Origin of the sequence: Flavihumibacter stibioxidans, from assembly GCF_014332695.1 — a bacterium.
Lineage (GTDB): Bacteria > Bacteroidota > Bacteroidia > Chitinophagales > Chitinophagaceae > Flavihumibacter > Flavihumibacter stibioxidans.
Map to the genome: position 1 here is coordinate 204,825 of NZ_MBUA01000023.1, position 22,834 is coordinate 227,658.

Sequence of the window (22,834 nt, forward strand, 5' to 3'; positions counted from 1 at the left end):
TTATTCACCGGCCTCAACCAGTTGGGTTAACGAAGTTTTTTCCTCCAGTTCCCTGAAAATCTTGTTCCTCTTCTGTTTGGCATTCACCAATATCACATTTGGAATCACAGGCAGCTCCCTTGTTTCAGCCAGTTGCCGCTCTTTCTCCAGGTGGGCGAGCTGACTGAAGGATTCGGTAAGTTCGGACATTGCCATTGCCGCATCGATGATGTATTGTACAATGATCAGCATGCTGATGGCGTAAAATATCGCCATGGTTATGAATTGCCGGTCAAAATAAGCTAACACTGAGAGGATCAGTAATACTGATACAATAACCAAACCGAATGTGTTGAGGTGGGCCCAGGTTTTGAACTTAAGCATCTGTTTTCCCTGGCCATGTTCCTCAATAACCAGCATACCCCTGCCGCCGGCAAAGAGTCCGCAGGATGCCTGCAGATCCCACTCATCAAACTGCCCGCTTCTGCGGATCCTGACCTTTTTATCGAGCAGGTCCTGCTCAACAAGCGTAAGCCAGTCTTCTGATGATCGCCATTTTTCGTGCCACAGCTGTTGTATGTCTGACTTGCGCAGGATCATATGTAACCAGGGTTTTCCTGAACATCGTTTACGCCAGGGGGTTAGTCCATGCTGAATCCTGCCATACAATCTTGCTACAGGTTGTATCATATGCAGGATGGTGGTTAGTGCCCATGCTTTCAGGTATTCTGAAACAGAAGCGAACCGCCTGTCCTTATAGGCTTTGGCAGCACTTCTCCCAGCCTGGAACAGCACCGGTAAAACTGAAGCAACCAGCAGTGGAACGGCATATAAAAGACTATTCCAGAAAATGCTGAGAGCCGAAATCATTGCAAGGAAAAAGATTACCAGGTACCATTCCGGCATCAGCAATACCATTGACACAAATGGTGATGCCTGCTGGTACACCGACTGGAACAAAGCAGCACCCCAGGTACCATGAAAGATCTTATCCTTCCGGAAGGTCAACGGCAGCGTGAGGCCATTGCCGTATATGTGACCGGCCCAGCTCAGGTGTCCCAGGTTATTGTATTTCTCCGGCCATTTCAATTCCAGCAGCGCTTCCGCCTTGCCATAGCCTTTTTGTTGTTTCCAGTACATTTTCACGGAATTCCTGCGGTGGTGCCATACCATGGCCCCCGGATGGAACCCGATTGTTTTACCGGAATACTGGATACGCCAGCATAAGTCCACATCATCCCCGGCAGAACGAAACAACGGATCACATCCACCAATTTCCAGCAATGCTGACCTGCGGAAAGCCATATTACATCCGGGAATATGTTCGGCAATTTCATCTGTAGTCAGCACATGAACAGGCCCGCCTGGTGCATTGGCCACACAGGCCGCAATAGAGCCATCTCCTTCCGGTGCGATATTGGGACCGCCGATCCCGGCATGGTCAGAATGCATAAACGCATAAGCAAGGTATTTTAACCATTGCGGATCAGGGTAGGCATCATCATCAATATAGGCCACTATTTCCCCCTGTGATGCATACATTCCGGTATTTCGGGCACTGCTTAGTCCCCGGTTGGCAGTAACAATCAGGCGGAAAGGATATTCCCGGATAATGGATTCCACCCCATCAGTAGAACCATCACTTACAACGATCACTTCGAAGTTTGGATAATCCAGGGTCATCAGGCCATTCAGGGTATCCCTGATGGTAGGCGACCCATTATAGGTACACACTACAACCGAAATAAGCGGCAATTCAGCCTCACCCTGGAAGGGTGCTTCTGCAAACACTTTTGCAACAGCTGATAATGCCGGTTTGGGTTGACGGTCGCGTGTTACCAGTCCGAAATCCCAGTCTTCAATATCAAGGCCTCCCCGCCACCATTCATCGGTCCAGGCAAAAACAAAAGTGCCGGCACAACCACCTGAAAAAATATTCCTGACCTGCCAGTTGAGCACATCTGCCTGCTTTTCGGGGCCATTTCGCAGGCTGTCCAATCCAATTTCCGCCAGCACCAATGGCCTGTTGCCCGAAAGATTGTGCAAGCGGAACAGATACCTTTTCAGTTTTTCTTCCGTTTCCAGGTAAACATTGAAACAATCAAAATCAAGAAAATCAAGCCGGAGATATTCTGTGGTGGGATAATTGACATAGGTAACCAATGCCCGGGGATCTTCCTCCTTTACCACCTGGTAGAGTCTGCGGATAAACCGCTGGATTGCTTCCGGACCATACCATCTTACAATAGGAGAAGGGATCTCATTCCCGATAGCGAAACAAAGAATAGCTTCATGCTGCCGGCAGGACCTGACACCCTCTCTTACCCGGTCCATAATGCCTGCAATTCTTTCCTTATCATCCAGAAAGGTGATATGTTGTTCCCATGGCAAACCGATCATCAGTTTCAGCCCGAACCTGGATGCCAGGTCAAGCATATACAGAGGAGGTACTGTGTAAGTCCGGACCGCATTTATCCCCATTTCCGCCATCATGGAGAAGTCTTTTTCAACTGTATCCGGAGGCGGGTATTGTTGTCCGTTTTCATCCGGTCGGAAGGTTCCGTAGGTAACGCCCTTGATATAAAATTTTTGCCCGTTTACAATGATGAACTTACCACTAATACAGGGGCGACAGTTCTTGCCCATGGGGGTTTTCTCGCCCCTGGCAGTTATTAAACGCTCCATTACGGCTGATTTAGGTTTAATGAAAATGATTGATCCATGGCGGAAATCATAGGAATTAAATCAGCAAAAAAGAGGCAAACATTAATCGGCTTTCCGGATAAAAGATTTATCCTTATTGGGGCTGGAACTATTGAAACAATTTTAAGGGGCTACTAATCCTGGCTGGCAATAGTGGTTTTCGGGTATTTTCACGGAAAGTGTGACGAAGTTTCAAGATAATTACTATTATCCAGAATTTCAAAAATTTAACCTGATAAAGTCAGGAATTCACCCGTCGGGTGGCACCCGACGGGTGAATGGAGGCTTCCGTAATCAATTTCAGGAAAAGGCCCGCTTCTTTACGGGGTAAACGAGGATTTTAATGTGTGTGAAAGCCATCACCCGTCGGGTGGCACCCGACGGGTGATGGTTCAAATCCCTATCTTTGCGGTCCATTTTACGAATATGAAGCTGTACAATTTTGTTATCCGTTATAGGCTGTTACTTGGTTTCCTGTTTCTTGCCCTTGCCATCGTTACCAATATTTTCGCAGGTTTCTGGCCCGCCTTCCTGCCCTACCTGATTGGTGTGATCATGATCTTCGGGCATTTCTTCTTCGGTCCCATGCGCCTGATCCAGGAATACATGGAAAATGGAGATATGGACGGGGCTGAAAAAATCCTGAACCAGGTAAAATACCCCAACCTGCTGTACAAACCCATCCGCTCGGTATATTATACCCTGAGGGGCAATATCGCCATGATGAAACAGGACTTTGACGGAGCAGAAATAATGATGAAAAAAGGCCTGGACCTGGGCATGCCGATGAAAGAAGCCGAAGGGGCCAGCCTGCTGCAGATGGGAATGATTGCCATGCAGAAAAGTGACCTGAAAAAAGCTGAAAGCTATATCCGTTCCGCCCTCAGCAAGGGATTGCCTGATAAAGAAAATGAAGCGGCCGCACACCTGCAGATGTGCTCCATCATGATGACCAAGCGCGAGTTCCGTGCCGCCAAGGATTCATTCCGCAAGGCCAAGGCACTGAAACCCACCACCCCGCAGATAGTTGACCAGATCAAACAGATTGAGAAGTATATCGCCCGGATGCCAGGTTAATCAATGAGTCCGGCGCCGAATAACTCCTCCACCTTCTTCTTCCGGTAAGTAAAGATTCCGGTTAGCTGCTTCCGCACAAACAGGGCATTGGCAATATCGCCCAGTATGTAGAAGGGAATCTTATAGTGCACGATATCCGTCATCTCCACCCCGCCTTCCACTTCCCTGAAATGGTGCTGGTGGTGCCAGAGACTGTAAGGCCCGAAACGCTGCTCATCCACGAAATATTTACCTTTTTCAACATGGGTGATCTCCGTCATCCAGTATAAAGGGATGCCCAGTATGGGTTTCACCGTATATTCAATGATCTGACCCGGATACATTTTTTCACCATGGTGCCTTGATTTTATCTCAAACCCCATGTAGGAAGGGGTAATGGTGGCCAGGTTGGCGGGACTGGAAAAAAAATCCCAGGCTTTATCCAGGCTCACAGGCAGGTGCTGAACAGTTTTTAAAGTATAAATTGCCATATTGATGAATTCTGCACATACAACCACCGGCTTTACAAATTGTTCCCGGGCTTTACAGAATTACCATTTGGTATCCGGAAGTTTAACAGGCATGGTTAGCAGGAAGTTTCCAAAACCGGCTAAGTTTGCACCTTCAAAAGCTTGTACCTGATAAACCCGATTAAAATGCGCAATACCCGTCCGATATTTTCCTATACAGCCGGCTTCTTTCTGCTTTTTGTGGCAGCCATCAGCCTGCTGGAAAGTTGCGCCAATATCATCCCGCCGCTGGGTGGCCCCAAGGACACCCTGCCCCCCCGGGCAATTAACATCAATCCCAAAGATTCCACCCTTAATTTCAAGGGGCAAAGGATCGTATTGAACTTCGATGAATATGTACAGCTTGACCAGGTACAGCAAAACCTGCTGGTCAGCCCTACTCCGAAAATCAATCCCATCGTGGAGTCGCGCCTGCGCACCGTAACGGTCCGCATCAAGGATACCCTGGAACCCAATACCACTTATGTGATCAACTTCGGAAATGCCATAAGGGATGTGAATGAGAACAATCCGCTTCGCAACTTCAGGTATGTATTTTCCACCGGCAATTTCATTGATTCCCTGGAACTGGCAGGAAAAGTACTCCTGGCCGAAACGGGAAAAACAGACAGCACCATCACGGTAATGTTGCACAGAAGTATGGATGATTCCGCTGTGGTTAAGGAAAAGCCACGTTATTACACCAGGCTGGACAGTGCCGGCAACTTCCGGTTCCAAAACCTTGCCCCGGGTACCTATGCCGTATATGCCATCAAGGATGAAGGCGGAAGCAACAGGTATATGTCGCCCAGCCAGTTGTTTGCATTTGCAGACCGCGCGGTGGTCATCACGGGCCCGACCGAACCGCTGACCCTGTATGCCTATGCGGAACCGGACCCCCCAAAAACAACAAAACCCACCACCGCGCCTGCCGGCCGGAAAAAAGGTGAAGAAGACCAGGACCGCCGGTTGAGATATACTACAAGCCTGGAAGGCGGACAACACGATATACTGAAGCAGATCACCTTCAGTTTCCCCGAGGCATTGAAAACATTTGATTCCACCAAGCTGGTATTAACCGATGATAAATTCCAGCCCGTAACAGGATACAAACTGGAAGCTGATACCACTGGCAGGATCTATACCCTGAGTTATAACTGGCCCCTGGACCAGCCCTACAACCTGCTGCTGGAAAAAGGACTGGCAGAGGACAGCAGCGGAAAGGGTATTTTAAAAAGTGATACCATTTCATTCCGCACGATGAAGGACAGCGATTACGGCAGCATCAAATTCAGGTTCGCCAATATTGACACCAGCCGCAAACCTGTGCTGCAACTGGTTCAGAACGATAAGATCCTGTTCAGCTACCGGATCAGGGGAAAGGAACTGATCATACCGCGCGCCCGTCCGGCAGAGTTCGAATTGCGCATGCTGTACGATGAAAATGAAAACGGCCGTTGGGATTTTGGTAATTTCTTCGGTCCCAAACGCCAGCCGGAAAAAGTTCAGTCCATCGGCAGGAAGATCAATATCAAAGGGAACTGGGACAATGAGGTAGACATCTCATTGTAATTTGTTGATTGGGGTTAAGTACGACCAAACAACAAACTGCAAACCACGAACTTCTTTTTAAATTTGTGCCATGCAACTCCCATCTGCCTTATTGGAACAAGCGGTGAATGAATTCAGCAAATTACCGGGTATTGGAAAAAAAACCGCACTGAGGCTGGTGCTGCACCTCCTGAAGCAGGAACCCGAAAAAGTGGAGGCCTTTGGGGAAGCGATTGTACGAATGCGCAATGAGACCCACTTCTGCCAGCGTTGTTTCAATATTTCCGATTCCCTGCTGTGCACCATCTGCGCCAATCCCATGCGCAGGCAGGATACCGTTTGTGTGGTGGAAACCATACGTGACGTGATTGCCATTGAAAGCACCCAGCAGTTCAACGGAACCTACCATGTGTTAGGCGGTATCATTTCACCGCTAGATGGCATCGGCCCGGATCAGTTACATATTGAGCCCCTGCTGAAAAGAGCCGCCGGGGGTGCCATTACCGAAATCATTTTTGCCCTGAACCCTACCATCCAGGGAGATACCACGATCTACTATATTCAGAAAAAACTGCAGCCTTCCCATATCAGGATTACCACCATTGCCCGCGGCATTGCTTTCGGCGGAGAACTGGAATATGCTGATGAGATGACCCTGGCGAGAAGCCTGCAGCACAGGATGCCGGTGGAGCAGTTGAAAGTTTAAAAAATGTATGCGGATGGTACGGGTGCATTGGTTCATAGCCTCTCCATTCCCACTTCCCGCCAATTCCCTATCTTTGCCCCCGCACAGGTGGATTTGTTTATTGTTCGACCTGTCGCCGTTCTTACGGTCAACAGAACTAATAAACGCCCACCGGAACACCCATAGCAGTTCTCCCCGCGTTTATTTCAGGATCTGGAAGCCGTATTTCATTAACAGAGAGTTGAGAAACAGAGGTATACTATACTCTATCTCTCCAAAAACGCATCGCAATGAATGATATACGCAAAGAGCTCACCCGACGCATCCTGATCATAGACGGCGCCATGGGGACGATGATACAAAGACATAAACTGACGGAAGCCGATTACAGGGGCGAAAGATTCAAGGACTGGCCTTCAGACCTCAAGGGCAATAACGACCTGCTCTGCCTCACCCAGCCCGGGATCATTGAAGGCATTCACCGTGAATACCTTGATGCAGGCGCCGATATCATTGAAACCAACACCTTTAACTCGCAGTTTGTCAGCCTTGCCGATTATCATATGGAATCACTTGCCTATGAGATCAACCTCGAAGCCGCCCGCATTGCACGCAGGGCCGCAGACTCCTATACCACCAAAGATCCATCCAAGCCAAGGTTCGTGGCGGGTGCCATCGGTCCCATGAATAAAACACTCAGTCTCTCGCCGGATGTAAATAATCCCGGCTTCCGCGGGCTGCTCTGGGATGAAGCCGTAGAAGCCTATTACGAGCAGGTAAAGGGACTGGTGGAGGGTGGTGTTGACTTGCTGCTGGTAGAAACCATATTTGACACGCTTAACGCCAAAGCTGCCATCTATGCCATCAAGAAGTATTTCCAGGACAGCAAAACGCCTGAACTACCGGTCATGATCAGTGGAACCATCACCGACGCATCCGGACGTACCCTGAGCGGACAGACACTGGAAGCATTTTATATTTCGGTTATGCATGCCCGGCCACTCAGCGTGGGACTCAACTGCGCGCTTGGTGCATCAGAAATGCGCAGCCATATTGAAGAACTCAGCGAGATAGCATCCTGTTTCACTTCAGCCTATCCCAATGCAGGATTACCAAACGCCATGGGCGAATACGATGAACAGCCTGAACAAACCGCACACTTCCTCGAAGACTGGGCGAAAGAAGGTTTCGTCAATATCGTAGGCGGGTGCTGCGGCACCACGCCTGAACATATCAGGCATATAGCAGAACATGTAAAGCATTTCAAACCAAGACAACTTCCCGTTGTTGAAACAGCACTTGAAGCATGAGCACCATCAGACCATACCTTCGCTTAGCCGGACTGGAGCCATTGGTGGTTCGCCCGGAAACCAACTTTGTTAACATTGGTGAAAGAACCAATGTAACCGGTTCAAAAAAATTCGCCCGGCTCATCAGGGAAAATAAATACGAGGAAGCCTTATCGGTGGCACGCCAGCAGGTGGAAAACGGTGCACAAATTCTGGATGTGAACATGGATGACGCACTGCTCGATGGCGTGCAGGCCATGACCACATTCCTGAACCTGCTTCAAAGCGAACCCGATATCGCGCGCATTCCCATCATGATCGATTCTTCCAAATTTGAGATCATCCAGGCGGGCTTGAAATGTGTACAGGGAAAATGTATCGTGAACTCTATTTCCATGAAGGAAGGAGTAGAGAAATTCATTCGCGAGGCCAATATCTGCAAGATGTTCGGAGCGGCAGTGGTAGTAATGGCATTTGATGAAAATGGCCAGGCAGACACTTTGCAGCGCAGGGTTGACATCTGCACAAAAGCCTATGAAATCCTTACAAAAGAAGTAGGCTTTGATCCGCAGGACATCATCTTTGACCCGAACATTTTCGCCATAGCAACCGGTCTCGAAGAGCATAATAATTATGCAGTGGATTTCATCGAAGCCACCCGCATCATCAAGCAAAGGATGCCACTGGCGAAGATCAGCGGTGGTGTCAGCAACCTGTCTTTCTCCTTCAGGGGCAACGACCATGTGCGGGAAGCCATGCATAGTGTCTTTCTCTTACATGCTATCAGGGCAGGCATGGATATGGGTATTGTAAATGCCGGACAGTTGGTGGTCTATGATGAAATAGAACCATCACTGCGGCAACTCTGTGAGGATGTGATCCTGAACCGTAACAACGACAATAATGAATCGACAGAAAAACTAATTGCTTTTGCGGAAACCGTGAAGGCAAAAGGCAGGGAAATAATAAAGGACGAAGCCTGGAGGAATGAACCGGTTGAGGCCCGCCTGACCCACTCACTGATCAACGGCATAACCGAGTATATTGATATTGATACGGAAGAGGCCCGGAAAAAATATCCCCGTCCGCTGGATGTGATCGAAGGGCCGTTGATGGATGGCATGAATGTAGTGGGCGACTTGTTCGGCGCTGGCAAAATGTTTCTGCCCCAGGTAGTGAAGAGTGCCCGCGTGATGAAGAAAAGCGTGGCCTGGCTGACGCCGTTTATTGAAGAGGAAAAACTTGCCAATCCCGCTGCCGAACAGGGATCTGTCCCAAAAGTATTACTGGCCACTGTAAAAGGCGATGTGCACGACATTGGTAAAAACATTGTGGGTGTTGTGCTGGGCTGTAACGGATATGATATCGTTGACCTGGGCGTAATGGTCCCAACAGATAAAATCCTCGATACTGCCATCAGGGAAAAAGCGGATATCATCGGCCTCAGTGGGCTGATCACCCCGTCGCTGGATGAAATGGTACATGTGGCACACGAGATGAAACGCCGGGGAATGCAGCAGCCCCTGCTCATAGGTGGCGCCACTACCAGCCGCATGCACACGGCCGTTAAGATCGCCCAGCAATATGATAACGGTGTGGTACATGTGCTGGATGCCTCCAGGAGTGTGACGGTTGTCAGCTCCCTGCTGAGCAATGATCAAAAACCTAAATTCCTGGAAGACATCTCCCGGGAATACGGCAAACTGCGGGAGGACTTCAATCGCAAGAAGACCATCAAGCAATACCTCAGTTTTGAGGAAGCACAGAAAAACAGGGTCAATATCGACTGGAAAGGCTACGAACCGGTTGCACCCCAGTTCACCGGCACCAGGTTGTTTGAAAATGTAAACCTGGAAGACCTGGCACCCTATATCGACTGGGCGCCATTCTTTATTGCATGGGAATTAGGCGGAAGGTTCCCGCAATTACTGGATGATGATGTCATCGGTAAGGAAGCGCGAAAACTTTATGCTGATGCCAATAAACTGCTGCAGCAGATCATTGCGGAAAAATGGCTTACCGCACGTGGGGTCATCGGTTTCTTTCCTGCGCATACAGATGCCCGTGATACAATCACTGTTACCCAGCCACCAACTGCAGACGGCAAATCACAAACCATTCATCTGCAAACCCTGCGGCAGCAGATCAAAAAAGCTGCGGGACAGCCCAATTTCTCGCTTGCGGACTTTATTGCACCGGAAGCAAGCGGCAAAAAGGATTTCCTGGGCGCGTTTTCAGTAACCATCCAGGGAATTGAACCTTATATCAAACGCTTCCAGGACAACCATGATGATTACAACAAGATCATGCTGCAGGCCCTGGCAGACCGCCTGGCAGAAGCCCTCGCAGAATGGCTGCATGAAAAAGTCAGGAAGGAATACTGGGGTTATGCGAAGGACGAAAAACTCAGCAATGAGGAACTGATCAAAGAAACTTATGTTGGCATCCGGCCGGCGCCGGGATATCCTGCCTGCCCGGACCATACCGAAAAATACAAGCTGTTCGAACTGCTGGGAGGGGAAAAAACCACGGGCATCCATCTAACCGAATCATTGGCCATGTATCCGGCGTCATCAGTATGTGGCTGGTATTTCTCGCATCCGCAAAGCCAGTATTTCGGGGTGGGAAAAATAAAACAGGACCAGCTTGAAGATTATGCAGGGAGGAAGAAGATGCCATTGGAAGAAGTAACCAGGTGGCTCCGTCCCATCCTGGAGGACGAAGCCTGAAAACCAGGGCAGGGAAATACGGTAGCCAGGCACAAACAATAAACAACAAAGCACAAACTATTTTAATGAACTGGATAATACTCATCATTGCAGGTTTGTTCGAAGTTGGCTTTGCATCCTGCCTGGCCAGGGCAAAGGAAACAAGCGGAACAACCTCTACCTGGTGGATGGCCGGATTTTTCGTTTGCCTGTCCATCAGTATGTACCTGTTATACAAGGCAACCCAAACGCTGCCGATAGGAACGGCCTATGCCGTATGGACCGGGGTTGGAGCAGTAGGAACGGTATTGGTGGGCATCATCTTTTTCAGGGAGCCGGCTGATTTCTGGAGGTTGTTTTTTCTGGTTACGCTGATCGGTTCCATCATCGGCCTGAAATTCGTTTCGTCACATTAATCCAAGTTCGTGCAGTTCCAAAAAACAGGTAGTGGCATTAAAGAAAAAGTGAACAACAATTCCATACCAAAGTGTTTGTCCGCGTTGCCTTAACCAGCCCAGGAACAGGGCAAACGGCAATAACCAGAAAAACGAAATCAGGCTCATGTGTATGATGGCGAATAACAGTGCGGTCATCACCACAGCCTGGCGGCCGTGCATCACTTTCAGCAGTCCGGCCTGGATAACACCCCGGTAAGCCAGTTCCTCAGAGAAAGCGGGGATAAACGCGATCAGCATGAACATGGTCAATTTGGGATAAGCCAGGTGCCTGAAGGAAGCGTAGTAAAACAATTCCCGGTCAAATACGCTTTTATTGATCCATTTAACACCGTAGTTGACCACAATGGCGCTGGCCACGGCAACTATGATCAGGATAGACAGTTTCCACCAGGAGAACTTTTTCCATTTCAGCAAAGGACCGATCTGTTCACGCATGAGGTAGGCGAAAAAGAGGGCACACAAAAAGAGGAATGAATCCACTAAGATCAGTCCGGTAATGGTTTCCCCGGCCGGAGGCCAGAAGTTGAACAAGAGGCAGACCACCAGGTTGATACTGAAAAAAGCCATGACCATTAACCTGAACTTTTCATAGGCGCCCTCCCACTCTTCCGCCGGAACGGTAGGCCGCCCGCATTGGTAGCAGATCAATGCTTCGGAATCTATTTTACTTCCGCAGGACGTACAGGTATCATTAATTGAAACAGGTTCTTCCATTTTTATTTTTTTTCAAACAGCCACCATTTTTTCTTTCGGGGCTTCACTTCATAATTTGATTGGATATACTTGCTGATATGTTCCATGGCCTCATCCACACTGTCAGTAAGGCACACAAGGTCCATATCCTCCCGGCTGATGGTTTTCTGCTCAGCCATAAAATACATATAATCGATCATGGGCTGGTAATAGGCTTTGCCCATGAGTACAATCGGGAATTTCGTCACAGTCCTTGTCTGCACCAGGGTAAGGGTTTCAAAGAACTCATCCATGGTGCCAACGCCGCCCGGCATGATGACAAATGCATAGGAATATTTTACGAGCAACACCTTTCGGACAAAGAAATGTTCGAAGATGACCGATTTATTCGTGTAAGGGTTGGCTTTCTGTTCAAATGGGAGTTCTATATTACAACCAATGGAATAACCGCCGCTTTCAAAGGCGCCCCTGTTGGCTGCTTCCATAATTCCGGGCCCACCGCCAGTCATGGTGGTAAAGCCAAGTTTGGCGATTCTTTTTCCAAGTTCCCTTGCCATATTATAGTAAGGATGATCCTCAGGGAAGCGGGCTGAGCCAAAAACCGTAATACATGGCCCGATAAAGTGAAGCGACCTGAAACCCATCATAAACTGGCGAAACACCCGCAGGGCAAAAATCAACTCATAACCGCGGTCTTTGGGGCCTTCAAGGAATACGTGTTTTTTGCTGGGAATTATCGGTTGTTGCGACGCCATTTCAATAATTTTGATCAATCAGAACGACAAATTAAATAAATGAAACGGGTTATGCGCATAATATCTTACAATGTTAACGGCATCAGGGCGGCCATGAATAAGGGACTGCTGGAATGGCTTAAAACGGATCCGGCGGACGTTTTCTGTGTTCAGGAAACCAAGGCGCACAAAGACAATGTGAACTACAAGGCATTTCATGATCTTGGGTTCCATGATTACTGGTACAGTGCTGAAAAGAAAGGATACAGCGGGGTGGCAATTTTCAGCAAAATAAAACCTGACCGCGTGGAAATGGGAAATGGTTTTATGCAAAGTGATGCCGAAGGAAGGGTTATCAGGGCCGACTACGGAGACATTACCCTGATCAATGCCTATTTCCCATCGGGCACATCAGGCGATGAAAGGCAGGACTACAAATACCAGTGGCTCGATGAATTTTTCGGTTACACGGAACAGTTACGAAAGGAAAGGCCCAAGCTGATCGTGTGCGGTGACTGGAATATCGCACACAGGGAGATCGATATCCACGACCCGAAAGGAAATAAAAAATCCTCAGGCTTTCTTCCGGAGGAAAGGGCATGGATGGATAAATTCCTTGCCGGCGGATGGATAGACAGTTTCCGGGAGTTTCACCCCGAGCCGCACCGGTACAGCTGGTGGAGCCAGCGTTTTCCTTCTGTAAGACTCAATAATAAAGGATGGCGGATCGACTATATCAATGTGACAAGTGAATTGAAATCACAGCTGCTGGATGCGGAAATTTATCCTGATGTAAAACACAGTGACCATTGTCCTGTTTACCTGAAAATCAAATACTGAGAATACATGTTTATATACAATGTAACCACTCATGTGGACTGGAGCATTGCGGAAGAATGGCTCAAATGGATGAAGGATGAACATATTCCCGAGGTAACAGCAACCGGATGTTTTGAAACCGGCCGGATCCTGCGGCTTATGGAAGTGGATGAAACTGATGGACCTACCTATGCTGTTCAGTATTCCGCGGCAAGCAAGGCAGATTATAACCGTTATATCAGTTTGTATGCAGAAGGAATGCGCAAAAAAGTATTCGAAAAATGGGGCGAACGGACCATTGCATTTCGCTCTTTAATGGAACTTGTGTACTAATTGTGGATAACAAAAAACAGTGATTGCGGCATTTCCGGAAAAAGTATTACATTCTCCTGTAATGCAGTACAGACGGGCATTTCAGCGGGAAAAGGCTGAAACCCTTTACAGTATTGGGTTTCAGCCGGCAGGAAACAACAGGATTGCCATTTAAACATTAATTATTTCCGCTATAATGCAGATTTGGTGCGGGTTCCAGCGACCCGCTGGTTGTGCATTAAAAATTCAAAAAAAAAATTGTTGGAATCAAAAACCGTCTATATTTGTTCTGCTTAAAATTCTAAAATTTCACACTATGAACAAAGCTGAATTAATTGCGAAAATTGCTGATGACGCAGCCATCACCAAGACCCAGGCTAACGAAGCACTGGATTCATTTATCGAAGCAGTTACCAAGACCCTGAAAGGCGGTGGAAAAGTAACGCTGGTTGGTTTCGGTACTTTTTCTGTTAGCAAGAGAGCTGCCCGTAATGGCCGCAACCCTCAGACAGGTGCTGTAATCAAGATAAAGGCTAAAAAAGTTGCCCGTTTCAAGGCAGGTAAAGAACTGTCTTCTAAATTATAATGGTATGCACCTGCAGGAGGGTGTCTGACATCTTTTATTGAAAGATGTCAGACACCCTCTTTTTTTTGTTATTTTTGCCGTTCTAAATAATTCTACTATGGGAAGAGGTGATAAAAAAACCAAAAAAGGAAAGATCTTCAAAGGTTCTTTTGGCAAAAGCAGGCCTGCAAGGCCCGCACAGGCAAAAAAAGCCGCAGCCAAAAAGACTGAAGCTTAAACATGATAGTTTGATGGTTTGATGGTTGACAGGGCCGAGGCTTCGCAACCATTAAGCCATCCAACAATCTGTTTCCTGAATTACCGGTAACTAACCAGTCTTTGCGCCGGGCTTTGCCCCACTACGGTGCCAACCGCTCAATTTTCCAGCCATTTTCTTCCAGCGTATAATGTATCCGGTCGTGTAAGCGGCTGGGCCTGCCCTGCCAGAACTCCATTGAAAAAGGCTTTAAACGGTATCCGCCCCAATGCAGGGGCCGTGGGATTTCCTTCCCTTCAAATGTCTGGCTCAACTCTTTTTCCTTGTGTTCCAGTATCGAACGGCTTTCGATTACCTGGCTTTGCGGAGATGCCCAGGCACCTATCCGGCTGCTGTGCGGCCTGCTGTGGAAATATTCATTACTCTCGGCTTCACTCACTTTTTCAATCACCCCGGTGATCCTCACCTGCCTTTCCAGTTCCTTCCAGAAAAACACCAGGCAGGCCCTAGGATTTTCTTCCATTTGCTGCCCCTTGTTGCTGTGGTAATTGGTAAAAAAAACAAAGCCGTGTTCATCATATCCCTTCAGAAGGACTATCCTGGCATCAGGCAACCCATCATTGGTTGCGGTAGCCAGCGTCATGGCATTGATCTCGTCTATTTCACTTTTCACCGCCTCCGCCCACCAGGTATCAAATTGGCGGATAGGGCTCGCCGCTACATCAGATTCATTCAGGGAGTGTCGCATGTAATCCTTACGGATAGAAGCTATAGTGTGGGACATAAATACAATTTGCAGGCAAAGTTAATAACCGCCTGCTGCCAAAAAACTGATTTTAAACAGGTATATAACCGCTTATAAACCCGGCTCTTCCTTGTCAGGTGACCCCGACATCTGGGTTGCTTTCGCAAGAAGCTGTTCGATCTCCGAAATACGCCGCATCTGGCTGTGCAGTTTGTTATGGTGTTCGGCAACCTGCTGCAGGTCCTGGTTCAATTCTTCCAGGTAGTTTGCCTTTTTCTGTAATTGCTGGCGCTGGAAATTAGACTCACGCAATTTATCCTCCACATCCGCCAGGGAACGTGTAACACGCTGGTTGTCCTCCAGCAGGTGAAGGTATTTCAGTTTATATTCATCCAGCTCCTTGGTAACCTTGAAATAGGAATCCTGCAATTCTGAAAAGCTGACCCCTTCTTTCTGAGTGGTGGCAATATGCGATTCAAGTTTATGCATTTTATCCAGCAGGCCATTGTAATCCGCGTATACTTTTTCCAGACGCTGCTGCATTTCCTCCCCCAGCCTGTTTTGCTGGCGGAGGGTTCGGATCTCCTGTTCCTTCTCAACGAAGTGAACCCTCATCTCGCCCAACTGACGGGTAAGTTGTTCATTGGCACTCACCAGTTCCTGGTGTTTTTGTTCCATCTGCTTCAATTGCTCGATCTGGGTCAGCAAATGCTGTACACGTTGGTTATGTTGCTGGAAATGCTGTTGTGTTTCCTGTAACTGTTCAAGGTAGTCCACCGCAGGACCGGGTTTGGGCGACGCAACCCATTCTGCCTGGGCTTCGAGCAACTCCCTTCTTTCTTCCCTGACCGACTCCAGTTCCAATGCCAGGAATTCCTCATTCTCCTTTACCTTTTTCAGCTCATGCTGGTATTTGGCCAGGTCATTCTGTTGTTTGACGATCCTGCCTTCCAGTTCCTCGGTATCATTAAAGTATTTGAGTTTCCAGTCATCAGCCTCCTGGATAGCCGCCCTTTCACCATGACGGTCGATCTGCATCCTGGTATTTTTCCTGGAAGTGATAAAGAGATGTATGGCAAAGCCAAGCGCTATGGCCCCTAACTGAAAGATGATGATTTCTGCAATCCCCACGGAGAAGCTTATTGCCAATAAATTAGATAACGTGATCATAACGGTCGGAGTTTTCGGAATAAATCCTTTATCGGGCTTCCATGGGATCTTCAGACAGGGGATCAAAAAACCACCCCAAAAGGTGGTTTTTCTATTCGCAATGTAAAAAGTATAACCGAATTATGCAAGCGGGTAGCGGCTTTCGAGTAAAAATACGTAATCCGGGCCGGTTGTAACCGTTTCATCAGCCGCCCACGAGGGTGCCTACCGGTTCACCCATAACCACCTTCATCAGGTTACCCGGTTTGTTCATATCAAACACGATGATCGGCAGGTTGTTCTCCATACACAGTGTAAAAGCCGTCATGTCCATCACCTTCAGGTTCTTATTGATGCAATCGCGGAAGCTGATGTGCTCAAACCTGGTGGCGGTTGGGTCCTTTTCAGGGTCTGCGGAATAAATGCCATCCACCCTTGTTCCCTTCAGGATCACATCGGCTTTGATCTCAATGGCACGCAGGGAACCTGCAGTATCGGTGGTAAAATATGGATTACCCGTTCCCGCCCCGAAGATCACCACGCGGTGCTTTTCGAGATGCCTGATGGCCCTCCTGCGGATATAAGGTTCTGCTATCTGTTCCATTTTTATGGCGCTCTGTAAGCGCGTAAACACGCCTTCCTTTTCCAGTCCGGCCTGCAATGCCATTCCGTTTATCACCGTGGCCAGCATGCCCATATAATCGCCATGAGCCCTTTCAATACCGGTTTCAGCCTCGTTCATGCCACGGTAAATATTGCCTCCGCCGATCACCAGGGCCACTTCCACACCAGCCTGTGCAACCGCCTTGATCTCCTTTGCATACTGCGCAATTATTTCATGATTCAGGGGTTCATAGCCATTCGTCCCGCCTTCTCCCATCAGGGCTTCCCCCGACAGCTTCAACAAAATTCTTTTGTACTTGGGTTGCATGTAGTGTATGTTTTCAGTGTGCTGCAAAGAAAGGAATTTTTATCTTTCCGGAATGATGGAACCTATTATCCGCATTGTGCAGCTCTCTAAATCATTCGGCGAAAAACAGGTTTTGAAGGATATCAGCCTCGATATCTACCCTGGCCAGGTAATTGGTTATATTGGCCCGAATGGAGCCGGAAAGAGTACAACGGTTAAAATTCTCTGCGGACTGCTGCCAGATTTTGAGGGATCCATAACCGTAAAAGGCATTGACCTGCGCCAAGAGCCCATGGAAGTGAAAAAACTGGTGGGATATGTACCCGAACTGGCAGACCTCTATGAAGTGCTCACTCCCGTTGAGTTCCTTGAACTGATCGCCGGCCTGCACCAGCTGGAACCCGCTATGGCAGCTGACCGCATTCAAAAAATGCTGGTTGCCTTCGGACTGGGCGCAAATCTGCATCAACGCATGGATACTTTCAGCAAGGGCATGCGTCAAAAGGTATTGCTCATTTCAGGACTGCTGCATGACCCTGATATCATCATCCTGGATGAGCCATTGAGCGGACTTGATGCCAACAGCGTAATCATTGTGAAGGAACTGATCAGTCAGTTAGCGGCGCAGGGAAAAACGATTTTCTATTGCAGTCATATGATGGATGTGGTGGAAAAAGTAAGTGACAGAATCGTGCTGATCAATGATGGCCGGATCCTGGCCGATGGCAGTTTTGAAGAACTGCAGGAAAGCATGGGCAAATCGAGCCTCGAAAACATTTTCGCACAACTGACATCCACGGGTTCCCTGGGTGAAGCGGCCACCAGCCTGATGGCAGCCTTCCATTCCGGCAATGTTGCTTCAGCGGTTGCTGCTGCGGATGCTGCTGCGGATTCTCCTGCATCACCTGTTAAAGCGGACCATGAATAAGATCAGCCTGCTATTGTATAAACTGGTCATGCTGCCGGCCGGACTTTACCGCAATGCCGGTATCGATACCAGCCAGCTGGCGCTCATCCTGCGGTATAAGCTAATGATGGATGACCGCCATCCCAATACCCTGCAGCAGACCAGGGGCTCCGGGAAAAAAGAGGGCATCAGCAATGCGACACTTGGCACCATGCTGATGGCACTGGTAATGGGAATGCTTAACCTGATCGCCTTTGCCATTGGCCGTGATGCCATCACCCATATGGGCTTTTTCTTCCTTGCCTATCTCTTTATGCTGGCATCGGTACTGATCAGCGATTTCACTTCGGTACTGATTGATGTCCGTGACAACAGCATCCTTTTACCCCGGCCGGTGAACGACCGCACCATCCTGATGGCCAAACTGCTGCACATCATTGTACACATGAGCAGGGTGACCATTCCCATGTGCATACCCGCGTTTGTGTTCCTGTTTGCCAGGCAGGGCTGGCAACCGGCTTTCAGCTTCTTGCTGCTGGCGCTCCTTGGCAGTGTTTTCACCATCTTTATCATCAATGCCGTTTACCTGCTGGTGCTGAAAATAACAACCCCGGCAAGGTTTAAATCCTTTATTGCCTGGTTCCAGGTTGTATTCATCATCCTGCTGTATGGTGGTTACCAGTTGTTTCCAAGGGTGGCAGATATGGAAAATTTCCAACAGTTTAGTATAACCGAATACTCGTATGCGAAACTGTTTCCACCCTACTGGTTCGCGGGCGCACAGGTATGGCTGGGAGGACAAAGCATTGCCCGGGGCTGGCTATGGCTCCTGTTGAGCCTGATGGTCAGTATTGGCAGTACCTGGCTGGTAATCCGTTACCTGGCACCTTCCTTCAACAGGAAACTATCTCTGATCAGTGGCAGTGGCGGCGGCAGTGGCAGTGGTGGCGGTGGTGGTGGCGGCAGTGAAACGCCTGCGCCGGCTGCCGGAACTGCCGGCGGAAATTTTTCCGGCAGCAGGAAGGGAATTGCCGGTTTTCTCGCAGCAATACTGACAATTGGAACGGCAGAAAGATCCGCCTTCCTGTTCAGCTGGCGCTGGACCGCCAGGAACAGGGGCTTCCGGATGAGGGTATACCCGACCATCGGTTATATCATTGTGTGGATTGCGCTTACACTTTTCCGTTATAATGAAACGGCAGAAGGATCGGGCCTTAGAGGGTTTAGCGGGTCATTCAGCGGCCTGCTGGGGTTGATTTATATCAGCTCTTTCATCATCATTAACGCCATGCAGCAGGCAGGGTATGCAGAGGAATACAGGGCATCCTGGATTTTTTACAGTACACCGGTGAGGCGGCCCGGACTTGTTATACTTGGCAGTTTTAAAGCCATGCTCGCCAAATTTTTCCTGCCGGTTGCCCTGCTGATCCTGGCACTCGGACTCATGTGGAAAGGGCCGGAAGCCTTACCCAACCTGGTTTTGGGCATGTCGAACCAGTTGGCAGTTGCCTGTATTATTTTATTGATGAGCAAAAAATCCCTGCCGGCATCAAAGCCTGCCGTGATGGATGACCGTTCAGGCAATTTCCTGAAGGGTATCATGATGCTGCTGGTAACAGGCTCGATTGGAATATTACATTTTTTGATACATGAATTCACCGGCGTTGTTATCCTGCTGGCCATGCTGAGCATGCTGGCATGCTGGCTAATGATTGGGAGGATCGCAAGGATCACCTGGAGCGAATTAACACCAACGGTATAGTGTTTGGGGTAGCGGGTTTATATAGCGGGTATATGCCGGGTAAATTTTCCGAGCTTATTTTCCGGGCTTATTTTCCGGGCTTAGCCGGCAACAGATACGCCGATCAGTTTTCCAATTCCGAAGGTGATGGCTGCAGCGGCAAGTCCGAACAATACCTGGCGAAAGCCGGAGAACCACACACTACGGCCGGTGAACAGGGTGATGGCCGCACCGATCAGGAACAGTCCGATGGCGCTGACGGCAACACTCAGGTAGATGGCCTTCATACCGCTGGTAAACATAAACGGCAATACGGGAATGATGGCGCCGATGGCAAATAGTATAAAGGAATACACCGCAGCCTGCACGGCGGAACCTTTCAGTTCATCCGGCTGGATTCCCAGTTCTTCTTTGACGAGAACATCGTGGGCACGCGAGGTATCACTGATGGTTTCCTGCGCCATAATATGTGCCTGCTCTTCCGGAACGCCTTTGGCGATATAGATCAGGGCCAGTTCTTTCATTTCACCTTCCGGATTTGTCTCCAGTTCCTCCATCTCAATATCCATCTGGTTCTCATACAATTCCTGCGAACTTTTCACCGAGATCCATTCACCCAGTGCCATGGACAAAGCTCCGGCCAGCAAACCCGCGAGTCCGGCCAGCAATACCCCCTCCTGGCCGGCTGTGGCACCGGCAATACCCATTACCAGGCTGAAGTTGGACACCAGTCCGTCGTTGCCCCCGAGGACGGCTGCCCTGATGGCATTACCACCCACTGAGCGGTGGCGTTTTTCAAAACGGGCCAGTTGGGCACCGGTTACCCTTTCCTCCTTTTCAAGTATGGAACGCAGGATTTTGACATGATTGATATCAGTACTGTTCAGCGGCAGATTGCTCTGCGATTTTTTGGAAATAATGGCACTTGAAATGCTTTTCTCGGTATCCATCACCACCCCGAAAACATAATCATAGCCGAAAACCTTTCCGATGAAATTGAGCGTTTTTGCTCGCCAGGAAGGTCCGGGCAACTGGCTGGAAGATAGATTTTCCTTGCGGGCGAATGCCTGCACGTGGGTGTCTTCAATTTCACTCATCTGCCGGAAAACATTGGCTACAACGGGATCTTCTTCGTGCGATGCCAATTGGCGATAGAGGTAACTGGTATCTATTTCGGTTTGGATGCTTTTCAGGCTCATACAGTTAAGGTAAAAAAAAAGTGTCTGACACCTTATGAAAGATGTCAGACACTTATATGATAACCGTTAGGATTAACCTAAGGCAACGCGCTTGAAAGAAGAAACCTTCAAATCACCGGCACTTTTCAGGTAATCGGCCACACTGATAGCGCCATCCTTTACGAAGGCCTGGGCCAGCAGGGTATTCTCTTTGAAGAAAGCACCCAGTTTGCCGGCAGCGATCTTTTCGATCATTTCTGCAGGCTTGCCGGCCATTTTAGGATCGGCAGCAACCTGGTCAGTGATGATGGCTTTTTCGCGGGCAACAGTTTCAGCAGGAACTGAGTCGGCATCCACCGCAACAGGGTTCATGGCAGCGATCTGCATCGCTACGTCCTTACCAGCTTCGGCAGCTTCTTTGTTCAGTCCAACCAGTACACCCATACGGTTTGCACCGTGAATATAGGAAGCCACATAATCAGCATCGATGCGCTCGAACTTGGAGATACCGATCTTTTCGCCGATGGAAGCGAGTTTGTCGTTCACCAGGTCAGCGATTTTCTGTCCGTTGATGGCTACTTCATTCAGTTCTTCAGCGCTCTTAACGTTGTTTGCGATCGCGGCATCCATGATGCTCTGGGCGAAAGCAACGAAATCAGCGTTCTTGCTCACGAAGTCGGTTTCGCAACTAACACAGAGAGCGATACCGGTTTTGTTGTCTGCAGTTGTTTTAGCCAGCACCACACCTTCTTTCGCTTCACGATCGCTGCGCAGGGCGGCAACTTTGGCACCTTTCTTACGCAGCCAGTCGATAGCAGCTTCGAAATCGCCATTGTTTTCTGTCAGGGCCTTGCGGCAGTCCATCATACCGGCACCAGTGGCCTGGCGCAGTTTATTGATATCAGCGGCTGTAATAGTTACAGTAGACATTGTATAGGAGTTTTTAATATTTCAGATCAAAAAAGGTGAAAAGGTGAATAGGTGAAATAAGATTGTATTCACTTATTGACTTATTCACCTATTCACTTATGAAATTATCGTGCACCAGTGCGCTTCGGACTATTGGGAACGCGACGCTTGGGTGCGTTACCGGCACCGCCACGTGGAGCGCCACCGCGACCGCCACGGGCTGCTTCAGCCTGGGCTTCCGCTTCCATACGAGCTGCGCGCTTTTCGTTCTCATCGCTGCTTTCTTCCACATCCGAATCCTTGGCTTCCTGCCTTTCAGCAAGACCTTCAGCGATGGCTGCAGTGATATATTCAATGATGATGGCGATAGACTTGGTAGCATCGTCGTTGGCAGGGATCGGGAAATCAACCTTGTTCGGATCACAGTTGGTGTCAACCATACCGAAAGTGGTGATGCCAAGACGCTTTGCTTCAGACAGGGCGATGTGCTCATGACCGATGTCGATGATGAAGAGGGCAGCGGGCACACGACCCAGCTGGGCGATACCACCCAGAACCTTTTCCATCTTCTCTTTATCGCGGGTCAGGGTCAGGCGCTCTTTCTTGGTAACGTTGTCGAAAGTACCGTCGGTCAGCATTTTCTCGATACTCTGCATCTTCTTCACGCTCTTACGAACGGTGTTGAAGTTGGTGAGCATACCACCCAGCCAACGTTCTGTAACGAAGGGCATGTTAACACGCTGCGCGCACTGGGTAGCGATTTCTTTCGCCTGCTTCTTGGTGCCTACGAACATGATCTTCTTACCGCTGCGGGCGATCTGCTTCAGTGCAGCAGAAGCTTCCTGCAGACTTTCAGTGGTCTTGTTCAGGTCGATGATATGAATACCTTTCTTCTCAGCGAAGATATAAGGCAACATTTTGGGGTTCCACTTCTTCTTGAGGTGACCAAAGTGTACACCTGCATCGAGAAGTTGTTGTTGTAAGGATGTATTGTTTTCCATCTTAATCTGATTAATA

At 48.9% G+C, this 22,834-nt stretch carries 22 protein-coding genes; 12 read left to right on the top strand and 10 right to left on the bottom strand.

Going from position 1 to position 22,834, the window contains the following annotated elements:
* Entirely contained in the window at positions 1-2,664 is a 2,664-nt protein-coding gene (locus BC349_RS12230; RefSeq protein WP_187257050.1) for a glycosyltransferase, read from the bottom strand.
* Positions 2,665-3,108: 444 nt separating this feature from the next.
* On the opposite strand from BC349_RS12230, the gene BC349_RS12235 reads away from it, so the two are divergent.
* Positions 3,109-3,759 carry a tetratricopeptide repeat protein gene (locus BC349_RS12235; RefSeq protein ID WP_187257051.1) on the top strand — a complete coding sequence of 217 codons (651 nt, stop codon included), beginning with the start codon at positions 3,109-3,111 and terminating at the stop codon, positions 3,757-3,759.
* On the opposite strand, the gene BC349_RS12240 is transcribed toward BC349_RS12235, so the two are convergent.
* Positions 3,756-4,229, bottom strand: coding sequence for an SRPBCC family protein (locus BC349_RS12240; RefSeq protein ID WP_187257052.1), 474 nt, complete (start codon positions 4,227-4,229; stop codon positions 3,756-3,758). The genes BC349_RS12235 and BC349_RS12240 overlap by 4 nt on opposite strands.
* Positions 4,230-4,394: 165 nt before the next feature.
* Between BC349_RS12240 and BC349_RS12245 the strand changes: the two genes are divergently transcribed.
* The 5 genes from BC349_RS12245 (at position 4,395) to BC349_RS12265 (ending at position 10,896) form a co-directional block, all read left to right on the top strand.
* The gene (locus BC349_RS12245; protein ID WP_187257053.1) at positions 4,395-5,819 is read left to right on the top strand and encodes an Ig-like domain-containing domain; all 1,425 of its coding nucleotides are present in this window, start codon (positions 4,395-4,397) and stop codon (positions 5,817-5,819) included.
* Between the two features lie 70 nt (positions 5,820-5,889).
* Positions 5,890-6,504, top strand: a complete 615-nt coding sequence (gene recR, locus BC349_RS12250; RefSeq protein WP_187257054.1) for a recombination mediator RecR — start codon at positions 5,890-5,892, stop codon at positions 6,502-6,504.
* A gap of 269 nt (positions 6,505-6,773) precedes the next feature.
* A complete protein-coding gene (locus BC349_RS12255) occupies positions 6,774-7,793 on the top strand; it encodes a homocysteine S-methyltransferase family protein (RefSeq protein ID WP_187257055.1) in 1,020 nt (339 codons plus the stop codon).
* Positions 7,790-10,501, top strand: a complete 2,712-nt coding sequence (metH, locus tag BC349_RS12260) for a methionine synthase (protein ID WP_187257056.1) — start codon at positions 7,790-7,792, stop codon at positions 10,499-10,501. Before BC349_RS12255 ends, metH begins: the two co-directional genes overlap by 4 nt.
* A gap of 65 nt (positions 10,502-10,566) precedes the next feature.
* The gene (locus BC349_RS12265; RefSeq protein ID WP_187257057.1) at positions 10,567-10,896 is read left to right on the top strand and encodes a DMT family transporter; all 330 of its coding nucleotides are present in this window, start codon (positions 10,567-10,569) and stop codon (positions 10,894-10,896) included.
* Here the strand turns inward: BC349_RS12265 and BC349_RS12270 are convergent.
* The gene (locus BC349_RS12270; protein WP_187257058.1) at positions 10,888-11,652 is read right to left on the bottom strand and encodes a CPBP family intramembrane glutamic endopeptidase; all 765 of its coding nucleotides are present in this window, start codon (positions 11,650-11,652) and stop codon (positions 10,888-10,890) included. The genes BC349_RS12265 and BC349_RS12270 overlap by 9 nt on opposite strands.
* Positions 11,653-11,654: 2 nt before the next feature.
* Complete coding sequence (locus tag BC349_RS12275) at positions 11,655-12,386, bottom strand: LOG family protein (protein ID WP_187257059.1); 732 nt, start codon at positions 12,384-12,386, stop codon at positions 11,655-11,657.
* 51 nt (positions 12,387-12,437) lie between these two features.
* On the opposite strand from BC349_RS12275, the gene BC349_RS12280 reads away from it, so the two are divergent.
* The 4 genes from BC349_RS12280 (at position 12,438) to BC349_RS12295 (ending at position 14,299) form a co-directional block, all read left to right on the top strand.
* Positions 12,438-13,205: an exodeoxyribonuclease III gene (locus BC349_RS12280; RefSeq protein ID WP_187257060.1), complete on the top strand. Its 768-nt coding sequence runs from the start codon at positions 12,438-12,440 to the stop codon at positions 13,203-13,205.
* Positions 13,206-13,211: 6 nt separating this feature from the next.
* Positions 13,212-13,517 (top strand): DUF4286 family protein, encoded by a 306-nt coding sequence (locus BC349_RS12285; RefSeq protein WP_187257061.1) that lies wholly within the window; start codon positions 13,212-13,214, stop codon positions 13,515-13,517.
* A 175-nt stretch (positions 13,518-13,692) separates the two neighbouring features.
* Positions 13,693-14,082: an HU family DNA-binding protein gene (locus tag BC349_RS12290; protein WP_281384573.1), complete on the top strand. Its 390-nt coding sequence runs from the start codon at positions 13,693-13,695 to the stop codon at positions 14,080-14,082.
* 97 nt (positions 14,083-14,179) lie between these two features.
* On the top strand, positions 14,180-14,299 hold the full coding sequence (locus tag BC349_RS12295; protein WP_187257063.1) for a 30S ribosomal protein THX: 120 nt from the start codon (positions 14,180-14,182) through the stop codon (positions 14,297-14,299).
* A 121-nt stretch (positions 14,300-14,420) separates the two neighbouring features.
* Here the strand turns inward: BC349_RS12295 and pdxH are convergent, their stop codons facing one another.
* The 3 genes from pdxH to pyrH all read right to left on the bottom strand — a co-directional run bounded on the left by pdxH (position 14,421) and on the right by pyrH (position 17,103).
* Positions 14,421-15,062 (bottom strand): pyridoxamine 5'-phosphate oxidase, encoded by a 642-nt coding sequence (pdxH, locus tag BC349_RS12300; protein ID WP_187257064.1) that lies wholly within the window; start codon positions 15,060-15,062, stop codon positions 14,421-14,423.
* 72 nt (positions 15,063-15,134) lie between these two features.
* A complete protein-coding gene (locus BC349_RS12305) occupies positions 15,135-16,193 on the bottom strand; it encodes a coiled-coil domain-containing protein (protein WP_187257065.1) in 1,059 nt (352 codons plus the stop codon).
* Positions 16,194-16,377: 184 nt separating this feature from the next.
* Positions 16,378-17,103, bottom strand: a complete 726-nt coding sequence (pyrH, locus tag BC349_RS12310; protein WP_187257066.1) for a UMP kinase — start codon at positions 17,101-17,103, stop codon at positions 16,378-16,380.
* 52 nt (positions 17,104-17,155) lie between these two features.
* Here pyrH and BC349_RS12315 point away from each other — a divergent pair, with 52 nt between their 5' ends.
* On the top strand, positions 17,156-18,010 hold the full coding sequence (locus BC349_RS12315; RefSeq protein ID WP_222840168.1) for an ABC transporter ATP-binding protein: 855 nt from the start codon (positions 17,156-17,158) through the stop codon (positions 18,008-18,010).
* Complete coding sequence (locus BC349_RS12320; protein WP_187257067.1) at positions 18,003-19,751, top strand: hypothetical protein; 1,749 nt, start codon at positions 18,003-18,005, stop codon at positions 19,749-19,751. Before BC349_RS12315 ends, BC349_RS12320 begins: the two co-directional genes overlap by 8 nt.
* A gap of 80 nt (positions 19,752-19,831) precedes the next feature.
* Here the strand turns inward: BC349_RS12320 and BC349_RS12325 are convergent, their stop codons facing one another.
* The 3 genes from BC349_RS12325 to rpsB all read right to left on the bottom strand — a co-directional run bounded on the left by BC349_RS12325 (position 19,832) and on the right by rpsB (position 22,818).
* Positions 19,832-20,929 carry a VIT1/CCC1 transporter family protein gene (locus tag BC349_RS12325; RefSeq protein WP_187257068.1) on the bottom strand — a complete coding sequence of 366 codons (1,098 nt, stop codon included), beginning with the start codon at positions 20,927-20,929 and terminating at the stop codon, positions 19,832-19,834.
* A 72-nt stretch (positions 20,930-21,001) separates the two neighbouring features.
* Positions 21,002-21,838, bottom strand: a complete 837-nt coding sequence (tsf, locus tag BC349_RS12330; protein ID WP_187257069.1) for a translation elongation factor Ts — start codon at positions 21,836-21,838, stop codon at positions 21,002-21,004.
* Between the two features lie 104 nt (positions 21,839-21,942).
* A complete protein-coding gene (gene rpsB, locus BC349_RS12335) occupies positions 21,943-22,818 on the bottom strand; it encodes a 30S ribosomal protein S2 (protein ID WP_187257070.1) in 876 nt (291 codons plus the stop codon).
* Between the last annotated feature and the right edge of the window lie 16 nt (positions 22,819-22,834).